Origin of the sequence: Sphaerisporangium sp. NPDC005288, assembly GCF_040607475.1 — a bacterium.
Lineage (GTDB): Bacteria > Actinomycetota > Actinomycetes > Streptosporangiales > Streptosporangiaceae > Sphaerisporangium > Sphaerisporangium rhizosphaerae.
The window spans coordinates 159,167-174,643 of the sequence record NZ_JBEXGT010000018.1 but is presented as its reverse complement, the minus strand read 5'-3'; the positions used below and the strand labels follow the sequence as shown (position 1 = coordinate 174,643).

Sequence of the window (15,477 nt, the reverse complement as noted above, 5' to 3'; positions counted from 1 at the left end):
CACCCCCTACCCTCTTACCTTCACCCCCGCCCCTCTCCGGCCCGGCCCCCCCCCCCCCCCACGACCCCGGCGTCGGGCGCCAGCTCGACCGGCTGCCCGCCGAGCTCGCCGGGCTGCACCGCCGGTGGGACAACGACGCCCTGGCCATGGTGCGGCGCAACGTCTTCAACCTGGATCCGCCCGACCACACCCGGCTGCGCCGGCTGATGGCGCCGGGCTTCGGCGCCCGCCCCGTGGCCGCGCTCGTCCGGACCGTGCACCGGGTGGTCGGCGAGCTGGTGGACGCCATGGCCGGAATGGACGCCACGAAGGCCACGAACGGCATGGACGCCACGAACGGCATGGACGCCACGAAGGCCACGAACGGCATGGACGCCACGAACGGCATGGACGCCACGAAGGCCACGAACGCCACGGGCGGCATGGACGGCATGGACGGCATGGACGGCATGGACGGCATGAACGCCTCGGCCGCCGCAAGGGGCGAGGTCGACGTCGTCAGGGCGCTGGCGCTGCCGCTGCCGATCCTGGTCGTCGCCGACCTGCTGGGCTTCCCCGCGGAGGACCGGGCCCTGTTCCGCCGCTGGAGCGACGAGATGCTGGCCGGCCGGGACGGTGCCGAGACGCGCCGTTCAGGGATGAAGTTCGTCGCCCACATCACCGAGCGGATCCGCGAGCGGCGCTCCCGCGAGGGGGACGACCTGCTGTCACACCTCCTGCGCGCGGAGGACGGCGGCCAGATCACCCGCCTGGAGCTGATCTCCAGCGTGTTCCAGCTGCTGTTCGCCGGGGACGAGACGACGGTCAACCTGATCGGCATCGGAGTGCTGGAACTGCTGCGCCACCCAGAGCAGCTCGCCCTGCTCCGCGCGCGACCGGAGTTGATCGACTCCGCCGTCGAGGAGGTGCTGAGGTACAACGGCCCGGTCGGGCACTCCCGGCCGCTGTACGCGATGACCGACGTGGACTTCGGCGGGACGGTGATCGCACGCGGGGACATCATCGTGCCGGTGCTGCTGGCCGCCAACCGCGACCCGGCGGTGTTCCCGCGTCCGGACGTCTTCGCCATCGACCGAAGCCCGAACCGGCACCTGGGCTTCGGCCACGGGATCCACTTCTGCCTCGGCGCCGCGCTGGCCCGGGTGCAGGCCCGCGCCGCCATCGGCACGCTGGTGCGGCGCTTCCCCCGCATGGCCCTGGCCGTCGACCCCGGCGAGCTGGAGTGGACGCGGGAGCTGTTCCTGCGCGGCGTGCGCCGCCTCCCGCTGCGCCTGCACGGCTGAGGCGGCCGAGGCGCCCGGCCCGGTGGAAACGCGCGAGCCGGCCTGGTACTGCGCGAGACGGCCGGGAAACGCGCGAGCCGGCCGGGGGGCGGGGAAGCGCGCCCGGTGGCCGGGGAAACGAATGATCCCCAGGCCGCCGGCCTGGGGATCATCGTGTGGTGGGCGATACTGGGATTGAACCAGTGGCCTCTACCGTGTCAAGGTAGCGCTCTCCCACTGAGCTAATCGCCCTCGTGCGTCGATCGTCGCGCGGAGGTGGAGACGGGATTTGAACCCGTGTACGCGGCTTTGCAGGCCGCTGCCTCGCCTCTCGGCCACTCCACCGGGCAAGGCCTCTGCGCGGAGACCTCTCCGAGCGGACGACGGGATTCGAACCCGCGACCCTCACCTTGGCAAGGTGATGCTCTACCAGCTGAGCCACGTCCGCGTGCCGCCGCCGCGAGATCGCCTCCCGCGGTGACGAGAAGGAACTCTAGCGGGTTTTCCGCGTCTGTGCCTAACCGGCGGCCGAACCGCGGAAGGTGCGCGCCACGCTGCGCTCGACGGCCGGCAAGGTCAGGAAGATCTCCAGGATGCGGGTGAGCCGGTGCACCTCGATGCGATGGAACGGCGGCCCGTCCGCTCTGGCCAGCAGGAACGTCATGGCGAGCGGCGGCAGCGGCGCCGCGATGATGTGCAGACCGGAGGGCAGCGTGTGCGCCTCAGGGCGCGGCGGCGTGATCGAGGGGAAGGGCACGTCCTCGGGGGCCCGCCAGCTCGCGTGGACCAGCGTGCGAGGCACCTTCTCGGTGCCCGCGGCGGCCCAGTCGGCGCTGAACAGCACGGGCATGGAGTCGATCATCGTGGCCAGGGCGCGGTCGCCCGCCGTGGTGATGTACTTCAGGATCTCCAGCTCGGGATAGGTGCCCGGCGCCTCGCGCGTGGTCCACACCCCTTCGACCGTGACGTCGGCCATGCCCTCCAGACACTGGACCAGCGCCTCGCGCGGCGCCGAGTCGGGCCAGTACACCGTGAGGTCGTCCACCGCCCGGCCCTCGCCTCGTTCGAGCACCAGCAACTGCGTGATGTCGGCGCCCGCGACCCCGAGGACGCGCGTGACCTGGCCGAGGGACCCCGGCCGGTCGGGCAGCGAGATACGCAGTCTCAGGAGCATCCAGCGCCTCCGATGTCACGTGGGGCGAAACCCCCTCCCAATCTAGCCGTCCCCGATCCTCGGGGTCCAAACGGCCTGGCCGGGCCGCCCGCGCCGCCCCGCCGGAAGGTGCGGTAGAAATGGGCAGGTGAAGATAGGTGCGTTCGAGGTCTGGCCTCCCGTGGTCCTCGCCCCGATGGCGGGCGTCACCAACGCGCCGTTCCGCACGCTCTGCCGCGAGCAGGGCGGCGGCCTGTACGTCTCCGAGATGATCACCACGCGGGCGCTGGTCGAGCGCAACGCCAAGACCCTGGCGATGATCCGTTTCGAGCCGGGGGAGCGGCCGAGGAGCGTCCAGCTGTACGGGGTCGACCCCACGGTTGTGGGCCGGGCGGTGGCGATGGTGGCGGAGGAGGGCCTGGCCGACCACGTCGACCTCAACTTCGGCTGCCCGGTGCCCAAGGTCACCAGGCGCGGCGGCGGCTCGGCGCTGCCCTACAAGCGCGACCTGCTGCGGCGCATCCTGCGCGCGGCGGTGGCCGCCGCCGGCACGCTCCCAGTCACGATCAAGATGCGCAAGGGCATCGACGACGACCACCTGACCTACCTCGACGCCGGCCGCATCGCCGCCGAGGAGGGGGTGAGCGCCGTCGCCCTGCACGCCCGCACCGCGGTGCAGCACTACGGCGGCACTGCCGACTGGGACGCCATCGCCCGGCTGAAGGACGCCGTCCCGCAGATCCCGGTGCTCGGCAACGGCGACATCTGGAGCGCCGACGACGCCGTGCGCATGATGCGGCGCACCGGCTGCGACGGGGTGGTGGTGGGCCGGGGCTGCCTTGGCCGCCCGTGGCTGTTCCGCGACCTGGACGACGCCTTCCACGGCCGGTCCGAACGCGCACGGCCGACGCTGGGGGAGGTCGCGGCGACCATGCGACGCCACGCCGAGCTGCTGGTCGAGTGCTTCGGCAGCGAGACCCACGGCGTGCTGGACTTCCGCAAGCACGTCGGCTGGTACCTCAAGGGCTTCACCGTCGGCGCCGACGCGCGCCGCGCCCTGGCCACCGCCCCCTCGCTCGACGTGCTGCGCGAGCACCTGGCGACGTTGCCCGCCGACCAGCCGTGGCCCGGCGAGGCGGCCGACGGCCCGCGCGGCAAGTCCACCCCCCGCGACCGCGTCCACCTGCCCGACGGCTGGCTCGACGACCCCTGCGACGGCACGGTCTCACCAGAAGCCGAACTGGAGACCTCGGGCGGCTAGCGCGCCGTCCACGAGCGTCCACCGACTCGGGCGCCGTAGCAGGCGCCGGCATCGCCGTACCACGACCCGCCGACCCGGCGCCGATCATCTCCAGCACATGGCGGGGTGGAGAGCCGCGCCGGTGAACGCACGTGGTCACTGGCCTGGCGCCGTCGGGACGGTCCGCGCGCTGATCACCTTCAGCATGTGGTGGGTGGAGAGCCGCGCGCGGTGCAGGTGCGTGGTCACCGGCCTGGCGCCGTCGGGACGGTCCGCGCGCTGATCACCTTCAGCATGTGGTGGGTGGAGAGCCGCGCGCGGTGCAGGTGTGTGGCCACCGCTCTGGCGGCGCCCGGACGGTCCGTGCGCCGATCAGGCGGCCCGGCGAGCGTGCGCGGGTGCGCGTCGAGCGCCTCGTGGCCACGGCAGGCGGGGCTCGTCAGGGCGCGAGCCGGAGGCCACCGTGCTCCGGCCCTCAGGCGCCGGCCGTCAGAGGCGGTCGACGGTGGTGACGTGGACGACGGCGCGGCCCTCCTCGTCGGAGGCGGCCAGGTCCACCTGCGCGCTGATGCCCCAGTCGTGGTCGCCCGCAGGGTCGTGGAACACCTGGCGCACCCGCCACAGCTCCTTCTCCTCCTCGATGAGCAGCAGCGCCGGCCCGCGGGCGTCCGGCCCGGTGCCGATCTCGTCGTGCTCCTCGAAGTAGTCGTCGAGCGCGGACTCCCAGTCGACGTCGGCCAGCTCGTGCAGCTCCTCGTACCGTTCGAGCGCCGCGAGCTCCACCATGCGGAACATAGCGTTGCGCACCAGCACGCGGAACGCGCGCCGGTTGGAGGTGACCGGCCGGGTGTTCTCCTCCAGCCCCGGCCGCTCGACCTCCTCCGACGGGTTCTGCAGCTGCTCCCACTCGTCCAGCAGGCTGGAGTCGACCTGGCGGACCAGCTCGCCCAGCCACTCGATGAGATCCTGGAGGTCCTCGGTCTTCATGTGGTCGGGGACGGTGCGGCTGAGCGTGCGGTAGGCGTCGGCCAGGTAGCGCAGCACCGTGCCCTCGGAGCGGGCCAGCTCGTAGAACTGGACGTACTCGGTGAAGGTCATCGCCCGCTCGTACATGTCGCGCACGACCGACTTGGGGCTGACCGCGTAGTCGCCCACCCACGGGTGCCCGCGCCGGTAGGTCTCGTACGCGCCGAGCAGCAGATCTTGCAGGGGCATCGGGTAGGTGACCTCGGCGAGCAGCTCCATGCGCTCCTCGTACTCGACGCCGTCGGCCTTCATCTGCCCCACGGCCTCGCCCCGGGCCTTGTTGAGCTGGGCGTGCAGGATCTGCCGCGGGTCGTCCAGCGTGGACTCCACGATGGAGACGATGTCCAGCGGATAGACCGGCGACTCGGCGTCCAGCAGCTCGAAGGCGGCCAGCGCGAAGGTCGCCAGGGCCTGGTTGAGCGCGAAGTCCTCCTGGAGGTCCACGGTGAGGCGGGCCATGCGGCCCTGCTCGTCCGGCTCGCGCAGCTTCTCGACCACCCCGCCGGCCAGCAGGGACCGGTAGATCGCGATGGCGTGGCTGATGTGCCGGCGCTGCGCCTTGCGGTCCTCGTGGTTGTCGGTCAGCAGGTGCTTCATCGCCGCGAAGCAGTCGCCGGGACGGTTGATCACGGCGAGCAGCATGGCGTTGCTGACCTTGAACCGTGAGTTCAGCGGCTCGGGCTCGGCCTTCTGCAGGCGCTCGAAGGTCTCCTCGCTCCAGCTGACGAACCCCTCGGGGGCCTTCTTGCGGACGACCCGGCGCCGCTTCTTGGGGTCGTCCCCGGCCTTGGCCAGAGCCTTCTCGTTCTCCACGACGTGGTCGGGCGCCTGGCAGACGACGTAGCCGAGGGTGTCGAAGCCCGCGCGGCCTGCCCGGCCGGCGATCTGGTGGAACTCGCGGGCGCGCAGCAGCCGCACGCGGTTGCCGTCGTACTTGCTGAGCGCCGTGAACAGGACCGTGCGGATCGGGACGTTGACCCCGACGCCCAGCGTGTCGGTGCCACAGATGACCTTGAGCAGGCCCGCCTGCGCCAGGCGCTCGACCAGACGGCGGTACTTGGGCAGCATGCCGGCGTGGTGGACGCCGATGCCGTGGCGCACCAGCCGCGACAGCGCCCGGCCGAACTTGGTCGTGAACCGGAAGCGGCCGATGAGCGCGGCGATGGCGTCCTTCTCGGCCTTGGTCGACATGTTGACGCTCATCAGCGCCTGCGCCCGCTCCATCGCCGCCGCCTGCGTGAAGTGCACGACGTAGACCGGGGCCGACTGCGTGGACAGCAGCTCCTCCAGCGTCTCGTGCAGCGGCGTGGTGCGGTAGCTGTAGTACAGCGGCACCGGGCGGGTCGCCGAGCGCACCAGCGACGTCTCGCGGCCCGTGCGCCGGGTCAGGTCGGTCTCGAACCGGGTGACGTCCCCCAGCGTCGCCGACATCAGGACGAACTGCACCTGCGGCAGCTCAAGCAGCGGCACCTGCCACGCCCAGCCCCGGTCGGGCTCGGCGTAGAAGTGGAACTCGTCCATCACGACCTGGCCGATGTCGGCCCGCGCGCCGTCACGCAGCGCGATGTTGGCCAGGATCTCGGCGGTGCAGCAGATGATCGGCGCCGAGGCGTTCACGGCGGCGTCGCCGGTCATCATGCCGACGTTCTCGGTGCCGAACACCGCGCACAGGTCGAAGAACTTCTCCGACACCAGGGCCTTGATCGGCGCGGTGTAGAAGGTGCGCTCGCCCGCGGCCAGGGCGGCGAAGTGCGCTCCTGCCGCCACCAGGCTCTTGCCCGAGCCGGTCGGCGTGGCCAGGATCACGTTGTTGCCGTAGAGGATCTCGATCAGCGCCTCCTCCTGCGCCGGATACAGCGTCAGCCCGCGCTGGGTGTTCCACTCGACGAACGCTTCGAAGAGGGCGTCCGGGCCGGTGTCCTGGGGAAGGTGCTCGAGGAGGCTCACACCGTCAATACTGCCGAAGCCCACGCCATGGTCGATCCACCACAAGGTGAGAACTCCACCCCGCCCGACGCCCACACCCGCCCATGCCCACCCCGGCGCCCACACCCGCCCGGCCTGACCCGGCGTCCACACCCGTTCCGCGCCGGCCCGGGTTCGGCGTCCGCGCCGGCCCGGGTTCGGCGTCCGCGCCGGCCCCGGTCCGGTGTCCGCACCCGTCCGCCCTGACCCGGCGTCCACACCCGCCCATGCCCGCCCCGGCGCCCGCACGGCCCGCCCTGACCCGGCGTCCGTACCCGCCCCGCCCCGTTCTGGCCCGCCCCGTACCCGCTCCGGTCCGGCTCGGCTCGGCGTCCGTACCCGCCCCGCCCCGTTCTGGCCCGCCCCGTACCCGCTCCGGTCCGGCTCGGCTCGGCGTCCGTACCCCCTCCGCTCCGGTCCGGCTCGGTGTCCGTACCCGCCCTGGCCCGGTTTTGCGTCCGGGTTCGCGCCCGCCCGGCCGATGGTCGCCGGTTCGGTGAGGCTCCGGTGAACCCGTGCGGCCGGTGCCGCGTCTTCTGCGGGGGGCCGGCAGGCCCCGGGGGAGAGGGAGTGGCGATGCGTGGATCCACGACGGCCGTGATCATGGCGGCGATGACGGCGGCGGCGTTGGCGTTCGGCGCCGGCACGGCGGAGGCGGGAACGGCCCGCGCGAGCGCCCCGGCGTACGCGGGCACCGTGGTGCCGGCCGGGGTGACGGCGGCCACGGCGAGTGGGGCGGCGGCGGCCGCGGCGCCGGCGGGTGCGGTCGGCGCGGTGGGCGCGGTGGGCGCGGCTCCGGCGCCGGGGAAGGTCGCGAACAGGCTGTTCCGCGCCTGGCTGCGCGGCGACAGGAAGGCGGCCGGCGCCGTGGCGACCCCGGCGGCGGTCAAGACGCTGTTCGCCTACGTCTACCGCGCGCCGGACGAGTTCGCCGGCTGCGTGGGCGGAGCGTGCAGGTTCGTCCACACCAGCGTCCGCGTGCCCGGCGCCCTCAACGGCATCCTGATGATCGTCTCGGGGGGCACCGTCACGAAGGTGTACGAGTCACGCCACCTCACCACGGCGGGCAAGGCCGCCAAGCACCTGTTCGGCGCCTGGAAGGCGGGCGATCGGAACCGGGGCCTGGAGGTCGCCTCGGCCGGCGCGGTGAAGAAGCTGTTCCGCGCCCGGCTCGGCGGCGTGGGCTACATCTACCAAGGGTGCAGCCGGGAGACCGGCGGCACGAGCTGCGCCTACTCGTACGAGGGCGGCGCCATGCTGATGCACGCCCGCGGCAGCGCGACCAGAGGCTACGAGATCCGCTCGATCACCTACATCGCCGACTGAACCCCGGCGCACCGCACGGCCCGCCCACCGGCGGGCCAAGCCGACCAAGGCCATGCCGTCCCATCCGTCCCACCAAGCCGACCCGACCCGTGCCGTGCCGTGCCGTGCCGTGCCGTGCCGTGCCGTCAGGCTGAGCCTTGCCCTGCCGGTCCGTCTGTGGGACCTGCCCATGCCGGACGACTGAGTCGAGCCCCGCTGTGGGGCCCGCTGTGGGGGACCGTCGGACGGCCGGGTCGAGCCCGCCGTGGGGGACCGCCGGACGACTGGGTCGAGCCCTGCCGTGGCGGACCGCCGGACGGCCCGGCACGATAGGGGGATGACCGATCGCGCGACGGCCGGGACGAACGGCCGGGGTGGGGAACTGGGCGAGCCCCGAGGCGCCGGCGATCTCGCGGCGGCTCGCGCGTCGGCCGGGGTGGACGGCCGGGATGGGGAACCGGCCGGGGGGCTCGGAGGAGCTGGCGATCTCGTGGTGGCGTGGGCGGCCGTCGCCGGAGACTCGGCGGCGGCCCGCGCCGTCATGGCCGAGCTGATCGCGCGCTGGTCGGAGCCGCACCGGCGCTACCACACGCCCGCCCACCTGCGTGCCGTGCTCGCCGCGATCGAGCCCCTCGCCGGGTTCGCCGCCGACCCGGTGGCGGTCCGGCTGGCCGCCTGGTTCCACGACGCGGTGTACGACGGGCGGCCGGGGTGGGACGAGGAGCGCAGTGCTCAGCTCGCCACGGCGCGGCTCACCAGGCTCGCCCCTCCGCCCGTCCCGTCACCTTCCCCGGCCGGACGCCCCGGCGCGACCGGAGGCTTCGACGGCCCGCTCGACGGCGGTTTCGACGATGGGCCGGACGGTGGACTCAACGGTTGGCCGCACGGTGGTCTCGACGGTGGGCCGGACGGTGGTCTCGGCGGCGGGCTGAACGGTGGTTTCGGCGGTGGGCTCGACGCGCGGCGGATCGCCGAGGTGGCGCGGCTGGTCCGGGTGACCGCCGGGCACGACCCCGCGCCGGGCGACCGCGACGGCGAGGTCCTGTGCGACGCGGACCTCGCCGTGCTCGCCGCACCAGGGTACGGGGCGTACGCCCGCGCGGTGCGGGAGGAGTACCGCCACGTGCCGGACGAGGCGTTCAGGGCGGGCCGGGCGCGCGTGCTCCGAGACCTGCTGGCCGCGCCCACGCTGTACCGGACCCCGCTCGCCCGCGAGCTGTGGGAGGCCGGGGCGCGGAGCAACATGCGAGCCGAACTCGCCCGGCTGCTCGGCCCCTGAGACGCCGCCGCCGTCCGCCGCCCGCCGTCCGCCGTCGGCCGTGCGCTCAGGAGGCCGGGACAAGTGGGGCGGCGGGAGTGCTGGTCGTGAGGCCGGGACGTGTGGGGCGGCGGGTGTGCTGGTCGTGAGGCCGGGACGTGTGGGGCGGCGGGTGTGCTGGTCGTGAGGCCGGGACGTGGGGGGCGTGGCGGTCAGGAGACCAGGCGGCGGCGCCGGCGGAGTCCGGCGGCGATGAGGCGTTTCACCAGCGTCTGGGAGGAGACCGGCTCGGCGCCGAGGGCGACCGCGCGGTCGTACACCGTCTCCGGCACGTCGTAGTGGTCGCGGTCGAACGCCCTGGGCGGGACGCCCAGCTCGGCGGCGAAGGCGTGCAGCTCGTCCAGCGAGATGTCGCTGACCAGGTGGGACCACAGCAGGTCGCGCGGCCCCGGCCAGTTCGGCGGATCGATGAGCACGGTCACGAAGGCGACGATATCGGCGTTTCCCGCTCCGTTGGCACGTCGGTCTCGCCGGGGAGGAGGGCGGCGCGCGGGTCCAAGCTCGCGTAGGCCTTGCGCAGCAGGCGGTGCAGCGTCTCCCGCTCCTGCGCGTCGAGGGCGCGCAGGATGTCGTCGTGCACCTCCGCCGCGCGCCGCAGCGCCTCGTCCAGAGCCGCGCGTCCTTCGGCGGTTATCGACACCGAGTAGCGGCGGCGGTCGGCGGGGTCGCGCCCGCGGTCGACCAGACGCCGGGGGAGCAGGGCGTCCATCACGGCGACCAGGTCGCTGGCGTCGATGCCGAGCCGCCTGCCGAGATCGCGCTGGGAGGCGGGGCCGAAGTCGGCGAGCGCGGCGAGCACCGCCATGTGCCACAGCCCGAGCCCCATCGACTCCAGTCGCTCGCCCATGCCGCGCCTGCCCGCGAGGCCAGTCTTGGACAGGACGAAGGCGGTCACGCCGAGCAGGGAGGGCGGCAGTTGCGGAACGTCGGTCACCTCGGCAGGATAGGGCACCACCAATCATTGGTGTATACCAACGATTAACGGAAGGCAATGATGGACGCCCTGTACCCGCGCCTGCTCGTGTCGCGTTTTCCCGAGTGCTTCCGCTTCTACGACGGCGTGCTGACCGAGGCGCTCGGCGGCACGCGCGCCAAGGGGGAGCCGTCCGGACCGTACGCCAACTGGGGGCTGGGAGATCAGTCCCTGCTCTCCCTGCTGGACCGCGCCATGATGGCCGGCGTCGTGGGCGACCTGCGACCCCCGGCGCCGTCGGACGCCGCGATGCTGGTGCTCACCGTCGGCGACGTCGACGCCGCGGCGGCCTGCGGGGAGCGGCACGGGGGCCGGGTCGTCGCCGCGCCGGCCGCCCGGCCCGAGTGGGGACCCACCGTGCGCACCGCCCACCTGCGCGACCCCGACGGCAACCTGCTGGAGTTCCAGTCCTACTGAAGCCCCCCGCGGCTCGCGGACGCGGTCACCGTCAAGAAGGCCATCGGGGGGACGGCGAACGCGCGTGGTAGACCCTCGGAGAACCCGGCGGTCACAGTCCCAGGTCGTCGAGTTCCTTCATCAGGGCGGCGCGGGAGGAGTCGGTGCTCGTGGGGGCCGGCCGGCTCGCCCCCGGCATGCCGGGAACGGGCCGCCCCAGGCCGGGCGCGGTGGCGCTCCCCAGCGGCCGTGCGGCGGCGGCGCCGGCGCCAGGAAGCGCGGAAGCGGCGCGCGGGCGGCGGTCGCGGAACAGCCAGCCGCCGAGGATGCCGCCGGCGAAGCCGAACAGGTGGCCCTGCCAGCTGAACTCGTCGGTCGGCAGCAGGCCGGTGAACTGGTAGGCGAAGCAGAGGCCCATGACCAGGCCGACGACGATGTCGATGCGGTGCCGGTCGAACAGACCCCGGACCAGGATGTAGCCGAAGTACCCGAACACGACGCCGCTCGCGCCCGCCGTGACGCTGTTCGGCCCGGCGACGAACCAGACGCCGAGCCCGCTGGCGACCGCGATCAGCGCGGTCACCCCGAGGAACTTCACCACTCCCCGGTAGGCGGCCAGGAAGCCGAAGACGAACAGCGGGCCGGAGTTGCCCTCGATGTGGGCCCAGCTCCAGTGCAGGAACGGCGCGGTGACGATGTCGGGCAGCCGGGCGGGGTCGCGGGCGACGATGCCGAACGACTGGCTCAGGGAGTAGGCGGTGATCGCGTTCAGGATCTGCAGGACCCAGATCAGCGCCAGGAACCCGACCATGACCCAGAACGCCTTCCGCGCCTCGGCGATCATGATTTCGGCCGTCTGATTCTCGCTGCCCATCGCGTGCCTCCCTGGTCCTGCGTCCGCGCGGGACCCTCACGACCGGCAGGCCGCCATGGCCGGACCTCGTCCGGGCCTCCCCCTGTGGTTCCGCCCCGACATCTTCGCAAATCCCGTGCCGTCAGGGCCACCGGTCACCGGGGAGCGGCCGACGTCCTCCAAGAAGGACACCGGCCGCCGCCGTCCTCGGCCGCAGGCCACCGACCGCGGGCCATCACGCCATCACGCCGCCGCCCGTCGCCCGCCGCCCGTGACCCGTCGCCTGCCGCCCGCGCGCCGCGGACGGCGGTGGGAAGGGGGCGGGCGAGATCACAGGTCGCCGGTGCGCTCCAGGACCACGACGGGGATCTCGCGGTTGGTCTTGGTCTGGTACTCGTCGTACTGCGGCCAGGTCGCCGTCATCAGCCGCCACAGCTCAGGCTTCTCCTGCGGCGTCGCCGTGCGGGCCCTCGCCCGGAAACGGTCGCCCATGACCTGCACCTCCACCTCGGGGTGGGCCTGCAGGTTCAGGTACCAGTCCGGCGACTTGGGGTCGCCGCCCTTGGAGGCGACGATGACGTAGTCGTCGCCGTGCCGCTGGTAGATCAGCGGGTTGACGCGATCCTTGCCGCTCGTGCGGCCCTTGGTGGTGAGGAGCAGCGTGGTCGTGCCGTTCCAGTCGTGGCCTTCCTTGCCATCTGTGGCGCGATACCGCTCAACGTGCTCTTTGCCGTAAAGCATGTCGATTGCCCTCTTTCATAGGTGGATGTCCCGGGGTCTACCCGGTATCCCGGAGATGATCCGCCTCCACGACGAGACCGTCCTCTCGGGCCCGCCGGGCACGTGGCGCAACCGGCCCGGGCCGGGGGCACGAATCAGCTAGGGGAGTCGAGGGGGTGGCGAGATGGCGCGATGCCTGGTGACGGGCGCGACCGGCTACATCGGCGGCCGGCTGGTGCCCGAGTTGCTGGAGGCCGGTCACGCCGTGCGCTGCATGGCCCGCTCGTCGGCGCGCCTGCGCGGCCAGGTGTGGCGCGACCGGGTGGAGGTCGCCGAGGCGGACGCCACCGACCTGGCGGCGACCAGAGCGGCCCTGGAAGAGGTGGACGTCGCCTTCTACCTGATCCACACCATGGCCGCCGGCCGCGACTTCGCCGAGCGCGACCGCGCCGCGGCGCGGACCTTCGCGGTGGCGGCCAGGGAGGCGGGGGTGCGCCGCATCGTGTACCTCGGCGGCCTCACCCCCGCCGAGCGGCCCTCCCCGCACATGCGCTCGCGCGCCGAGGTGGAGGCCATCCTGCGCTGCTCGGGAGTGCCCACGGTCGCGTACCGGGCGTCGGTGATCATCGGCTCGGGGTCGGTGTCCTTCGAGATGCTGCGGTATCTGACCGAGCGGCTGCCGGTCATGACCACGCCCCGCTGGGTGCGCACCCGGACGCAGCCCATCGCGATCAGGGACGTGCTGCGCTACCTGGTCCGCGCGCTGGACATTCCGCCGGGCGCCGAGCGGGCTTACGACATCGGCGGCCCCGACGTGCTGACCTACGCGCAGATGATGCGGGGCTACGCCGAGGCCGCCGGGCTCCCGCCACGGCTGATCATCCCGGTGCCGCTGCTCACGCCGAGCCTTTCCAGTCACTGGGTCGGGCTGGTCACCCCCGTCCCGGCGGGCGTGGCGCGGCCGCTGGTCGAGTCGCTGCGTAACGAGGCGGTCTGCCGTGAGCACGACATCGCCCGGTACATCCCCGACCCGCCGGAGGGCCTTACCTCCTTCGGGCAGGCGGTGCGGCTCGCCCTGCTGCGCATCAAGGAGGCCGACGTGGCGACGCGCTGGTCCTCGGCCTCGACGCCCGGCGCGCCCAGCGACCCGCTGCCGACCGACCCCGACTGGGCGGGCGGCAGCCTGTACATCGACGAGCGGTCCAGGGCGGTGCGGGCCTCCCCGGAGGCGCTGTGGCGGGTCATCGAGGGCATCGGGGGCGGCAACGGCTGGTACTCCCTGCCGGTCGCCTGGTGGGTGCGCGGCCTCGCCGACCGGGCCGTCGGCGGGGTGGGACTACGCCGGGGCAGGCGCGACCCGGCCCGGCTGCGCGTCGGCGACGCCCTGGACTTCTGGCGGGTGGAGGAGATCGAGCCGGGCCGCCTGCTGCGGCTGCGCGCGGAGATGCGCCTGCCAGGGCTCGCCTGGCTGGAACTGTGCTGCCGCCGTGAGGACGGCGCGACCGTCTACGGCCAGCGGGCGATCTTCCACCCGCGCGGGCTGCTGGGCCACCTGTACTGGTGGGCGGCCTACCCGTTCCACGGGCTGATCTTCGGGCGGATGCCCGGCAACGTGGCGCGCGCGGCCGAGGCCGGCGGGGGCGGCACTGAAACTTTCAGCGCACAATCGGGGGTCGTGCCTGCTCAACCGGGCGAACGCGGCCGTCCGCGCTAACGGGTCCTGTTCGGTGGCGGTGAGCCAACCTAGGGTCGCGACAGATTGGGAGCGCTCCCACATCCCACCCCCCGGAGGCAAGATGAAACGCCGAGCACTGAGAGCCCTGACGGCCGTCCTCGCCGCCGTGGGCTCGATCCTCATGATGTCGGTGGTCGCGGGTCCCGCCCGCGCGGACGTCCAGATCTGCGAGAAGTACGGCGCCACCACCATCGCCGGCGGCAAGTACGTCGTGATCAACAACAACTGGGGCGACGACACCCAGCAGTGCATCAACGTCACCTCGAGCGGGTTCGCCGTCACCCAGGGCAACCACAACAAGCCGCAGAACGGCGCACCGGGCTCCTACCCCGCCGTCTACGCCGGCTGCCACTACGCCAACTGCAGCACGGGCAGCAGCCTGCCGATGCGCGTCACCGACAGCCGGTTCGCCGGCATCCAGACCAGCGTCAGCATGACCTACCCGTCCAACGGCAGCGTGTACGACGCGGCCTACGACGTCTGGTTCGACCCGACGGCCCGCACCGACGGCCAGAACACCGGGGCCGAGCTGATGGTCTGGCTCAACCACACCGGGTCGGTGCAGCCGGTGGGCTCCCGGGTGGCCACCGTCAACCTGGCCGGCGGCACCTGGGACGTCTGGTACGGCAACAGCGGCTGGAACGTCATCTCCTACGTGCGCACCTCGCCGACCAGCTCGATCAGCTTCAACATCAGCACGTTCTACAACGACATGCTCAGCCGCGGCTACGTGCAGAACTCCTGGTACATGACCAGCGTGCAGGCCGGCTTCGAGCCCTGGGTCGGCGGCACCGGCCTGGCCGTCAACAACTTCTCCTACACCGTCGGCGGCGGCAACAACGGGGGCGACACCCAGGCGCCCTCCGCGCCGTCCAACCTGCGGGCCTCGAACGTCACCTCCAGCGGCGTGAGCCTGGCCTGGAACGGCTCCAGCGACAACGTCGGCGTGACCGGGTACGACGTCTACCGCGGCTCCACCCTCGTCGGCACCACGAGCGGCACCTCCTACAACGTCAGCGGGCTGTCCGCCTCGACGGCGTACTCCTTCTCGGTGCGGGCGCGTGACGCCGCGGGCAATACCTCCCAGGCCTCCAACACCGTCTCGGTGACCACCACCTCCGGCGGCGGCAACCCCGGCGGCTCCTGCCGGGTCACCTACACCAAGAGCGAGTGGGCCGGCGGATTCACCGCCAACATCACCGTCGGCAGCGCGAGCGCCGTCAACGGCTGGACGCTCGCCTTCACCTTCCCGGGCGACCAGAGGGTCACCAACGCCTGGAACGCCACCGTCTCGCAGAGCGGCTCGTCGGTGACCGCCAGGAACGTGGACCACAACGGGTCGATCCCGGCGAACGGCACCGCGTCCTTCGGGTTCCAGGGCACCTGGTCCTCCAGCGACGCCTCGCCGACCTCCTTCACCCTGAACGGCACCGCCTGCACGACCGGCTGATCAGCGGTCCGCGGCGGGGTGACCCGACCTCCCCGCGGTGGTGATCCCGCATCCCGCGGTGGCGATCCGCCCGCCCGCGGT

The 15,477-nt window shown here is 72.9% G+C and carries 12 protein-coding genes, 3 tRNA genes and 2 pseudogenes; 8 read left to right on the top strand and 9 right to left on the bottom strand.

Annotated features, from left to right (window positions below):
* Window positions 1-1,283 (top strand): cytochrome P450 (locus ABZU32_RS19065; RefSeq protein ID WP_354923816.1); only part of this gene is annotated, 1,283 nt, incomplete at its 5' end.
* A 156-nt stretch (window positions 1,284-1,439) separates the two neighbouring features.
* Here the strand turns inward: ABZU32_RS19065 and ABZU32_RS19060 are convergent.
* The 4 genes from ABZU32_RS19060 to ABZU32_RS19045 all read right to left on the bottom strand — a co-directional run bounded on the left by ABZU32_RS19060 (window position 1,440) and on the right by ABZU32_RS19045 (window position 2,436).
* A tRNA-Val gene (locus ABZU32_RS19060) sits at window positions 1,440-1,514 on the bottom strand.
* A 22-nt stretch (window positions 1,515-1,536) separates the two neighbouring features.
* A tRNA-Cys gene (locus tag ABZU32_RS19055) sits at window positions 1,537-1,607 on the bottom strand.
* A 30-nt stretch (window positions 1,608-1,637) separates the two neighbouring features.
* A tRNA-Gly gene (locus tag ABZU32_RS19050) sits at window positions 1,638-1,710 on the bottom strand.
* A 69-nt stretch (window positions 1,711-1,779) separates the two neighbouring features.
* Entirely contained in the window at window positions 1,780-2,436 is a 657-nt protein-coding gene (locus tag ABZU32_RS19045) for an amino acid-binding protein (RefSeq protein WP_354847559.1), read from the bottom strand.
* A 127-nt stretch (window positions 2,437-2,563) separates the two neighbouring features.
* On the opposite strand from ABZU32_RS19045, the gene dusB reads away from it, so the two are divergent.
* Window positions 2,564-3,676, top strand: coding sequence for a tRNA dihydrouridine synthase DusB (gene dusB, locus ABZU32_RS19040; RefSeq protein WP_354923814.1), 1,113 nt, complete (start codon window positions 2,564-2,566; stop codon window positions 3,674-3,676).
* Between the two features lie 468 nt (window positions 3,677-4,144).
* On the opposite strand, the gene ABZU32_RS19035 is transcribed toward dusB, so the two are convergent.
* On the bottom strand, window positions 4,145-6,637 hold the full coding sequence (locus ABZU32_RS19035; protein WP_354923824.1) for a DUF3516 domain-containing protein: 2,493 nt from the start codon (window positions 6,635-6,637) through the stop codon (window positions 4,145-4,147).
* A 585-nt stretch (window positions 6,638-7,222) separates the two neighbouring features.
* Here ABZU32_RS19035 and ABZU32_RS19030 point away from each other — a divergent pair.
* From ABZU32_RS19030 to ABZU32_RS19020, 3 genes and pseudogenes are all read left to right on the top strand, one after another.
* On the top strand, window positions 7,223-7,972 hold the full coding sequence (locus tag ABZU32_RS19030) for a hypothetical protein (RefSeq protein ID WP_354923812.1): 750 nt from the start codon (window positions 7,223-7,225) through the stop codon (window positions 7,970-7,972).
* Window positions 7,973-8,492: 520 nt separating this feature from the next.
* Window positions 8,493-8,693 (top strand): annotated as a pseudogene (locus ABZU32_RS19025) (metal-dependent phosphohydrolase); the annotation flags it as partial.
* A 222-nt stretch (window positions 8,694-8,915) separates the two neighbouring features.
* Window positions 8,916-9,230, top strand: a pseudogene (locus ABZU32_RS19020) (metal-dependent phosphohydrolase); the annotation flags it as partial.
* Window positions 9,231-9,421: 191 nt separating this feature from the next.
* Here the strand turns inward: ABZU32_RS19020 and ABZU32_RS19015 are convergent.
* Window positions 9,422-9,691 carry a DUF4031 domain-containing protein gene (locus ABZU32_RS19015; RefSeq protein WP_354847567.1) on the bottom strand — a complete coding sequence of 90 codons (270 nt, stop codon included), beginning with the start codon at window positions 9,689-9,691 and terminating at the stop codon, window positions 9,422-9,424.
* A complete protein-coding gene (locus ABZU32_RS19010; protein WP_354847570.1) occupies window positions 9,688-10,203 on the bottom strand; it encodes a MarR family winged helix-turn-helix transcriptional regulator in 516 nt (171 codons plus the stop codon). The genes ABZU32_RS19015 and ABZU32_RS19010 overlap by 4 nt, the downstream gene beginning before the upstream one ends.
* A gap of 57 nt (window positions 10,204-10,260) precedes the next feature.
* On the opposite strand from ABZU32_RS19010, the gene ABZU32_RS19005 reads away from it, so the two are divergent.
* A complete protein-coding gene (locus tag ABZU32_RS19005) occupies window positions 10,261-10,659 on the top strand; it encodes a VOC family protein (RefSeq protein WP_354923810.1) in 399 nt (132 codons plus the stop codon).
* Between the two features lie 91 nt (window positions 10,660-10,750).
* Here the strand turns inward: ABZU32_RS19005 and ABZU32_RS19000 are convergent, their stop codons facing one another.
* Together ABZU32_RS19000 and ABZU32_RS18995 are read right to left on the bottom strand one after the other, a co-directional pair.
* On the bottom strand, window positions 10,751-11,512 hold the full coding sequence (locus ABZU32_RS19000; RefSeq protein ID WP_354923808.1) for a rhomboid family intramembrane serine protease: 762 nt from the start codon (window positions 11,510-11,512) through the stop codon (window positions 10,751-10,753).
* 309 nt (window positions 11,513-11,821) lie between these two features.
* Entirely contained in the window at window positions 11,822-12,232 is a 411-nt protein-coding gene (locus ABZU32_RS18995; protein WP_354847578.1) for a nitroreductase family deazaflavin-dependent oxidoreductase, read from the bottom strand.
* Window positions 12,233-12,395: 163 nt separating this feature from the next.
* Between ABZU32_RS18995 and ABZU32_RS18990 the strand changes: the two genes are divergently transcribed.
* Entirely contained in the window at window positions 12,396-13,925 is a 1,530-nt protein-coding gene (locus tag ABZU32_RS18990; protein ID WP_354923806.1) for an SDR family oxidoreductase, read from the top strand.
* A gap of 82 nt (window positions 13,926-14,007) precedes the next feature.
* On the top strand, window positions 14,008-15,396 hold the full coding sequence (locus tag ABZU32_RS18985) for a cellulose binding domain-containing protein (protein WP_354923805.1): 1,389 nt from the start codon (window positions 14,008-14,010) through the stop codon (window positions 15,394-15,396).
* Window positions 15,397-15,477: the final 81 nt, after the last annotated feature.

Bases quoted from the DNA above. Each gene is read 5' to 3' on its own strand.
- ABZU32_RS19045 (WP_354847559.1), bottom strand. From the start codon at position 2,436: ATGCTCCTGAGACTGCGTATCTCGCTGCCCGACCGGCCGGGGTCCCTC.
- ABZU32_RS19030 (WP_354923812.1), top strand. From the start codon at position 7,223: ATGCGTGGATCCACGACGGCCGTGATCATGGCGGCGATGACGGCGGCG.
- ABZU32_RS19005 (WP_354923810.1), top strand. From the start codon at position 10,261: ATGATGGACGCCCTGTACCCGCGCCTGCTCGTGTCGCGTTTTCCCGAG.
- ABZU32_RS19000 (WP_354923808.1), bottom strand. From the start codon at position 11,512: ATGGGCAGCGAGAATCAGACGGCCGAAATCATGATCGCCGAGGCGCGG.
- ABZU32_RS18995 (WP_354847578.1), bottom strand. From the start codon at position 12,232: ATGCTTTACGGCAAAGAGCACGTTGAGCGGTATCGCGCCACAGATGGC.
- ABZU32_RS18990 (WP_354923806.1), top strand. From the start codon at position 12,396: ATGGCGCGATGCCTGGTGACGGGCGCGACCGGCTACATCGGCGGCCGG.
- ABZU32_RS18985 (WP_354923805.1), top strand. From the start codon at position 14,008: ATGAAACGCCGAGCACTGAGAGCCCTGACGGCCGTCCTCGCCGCCGTG.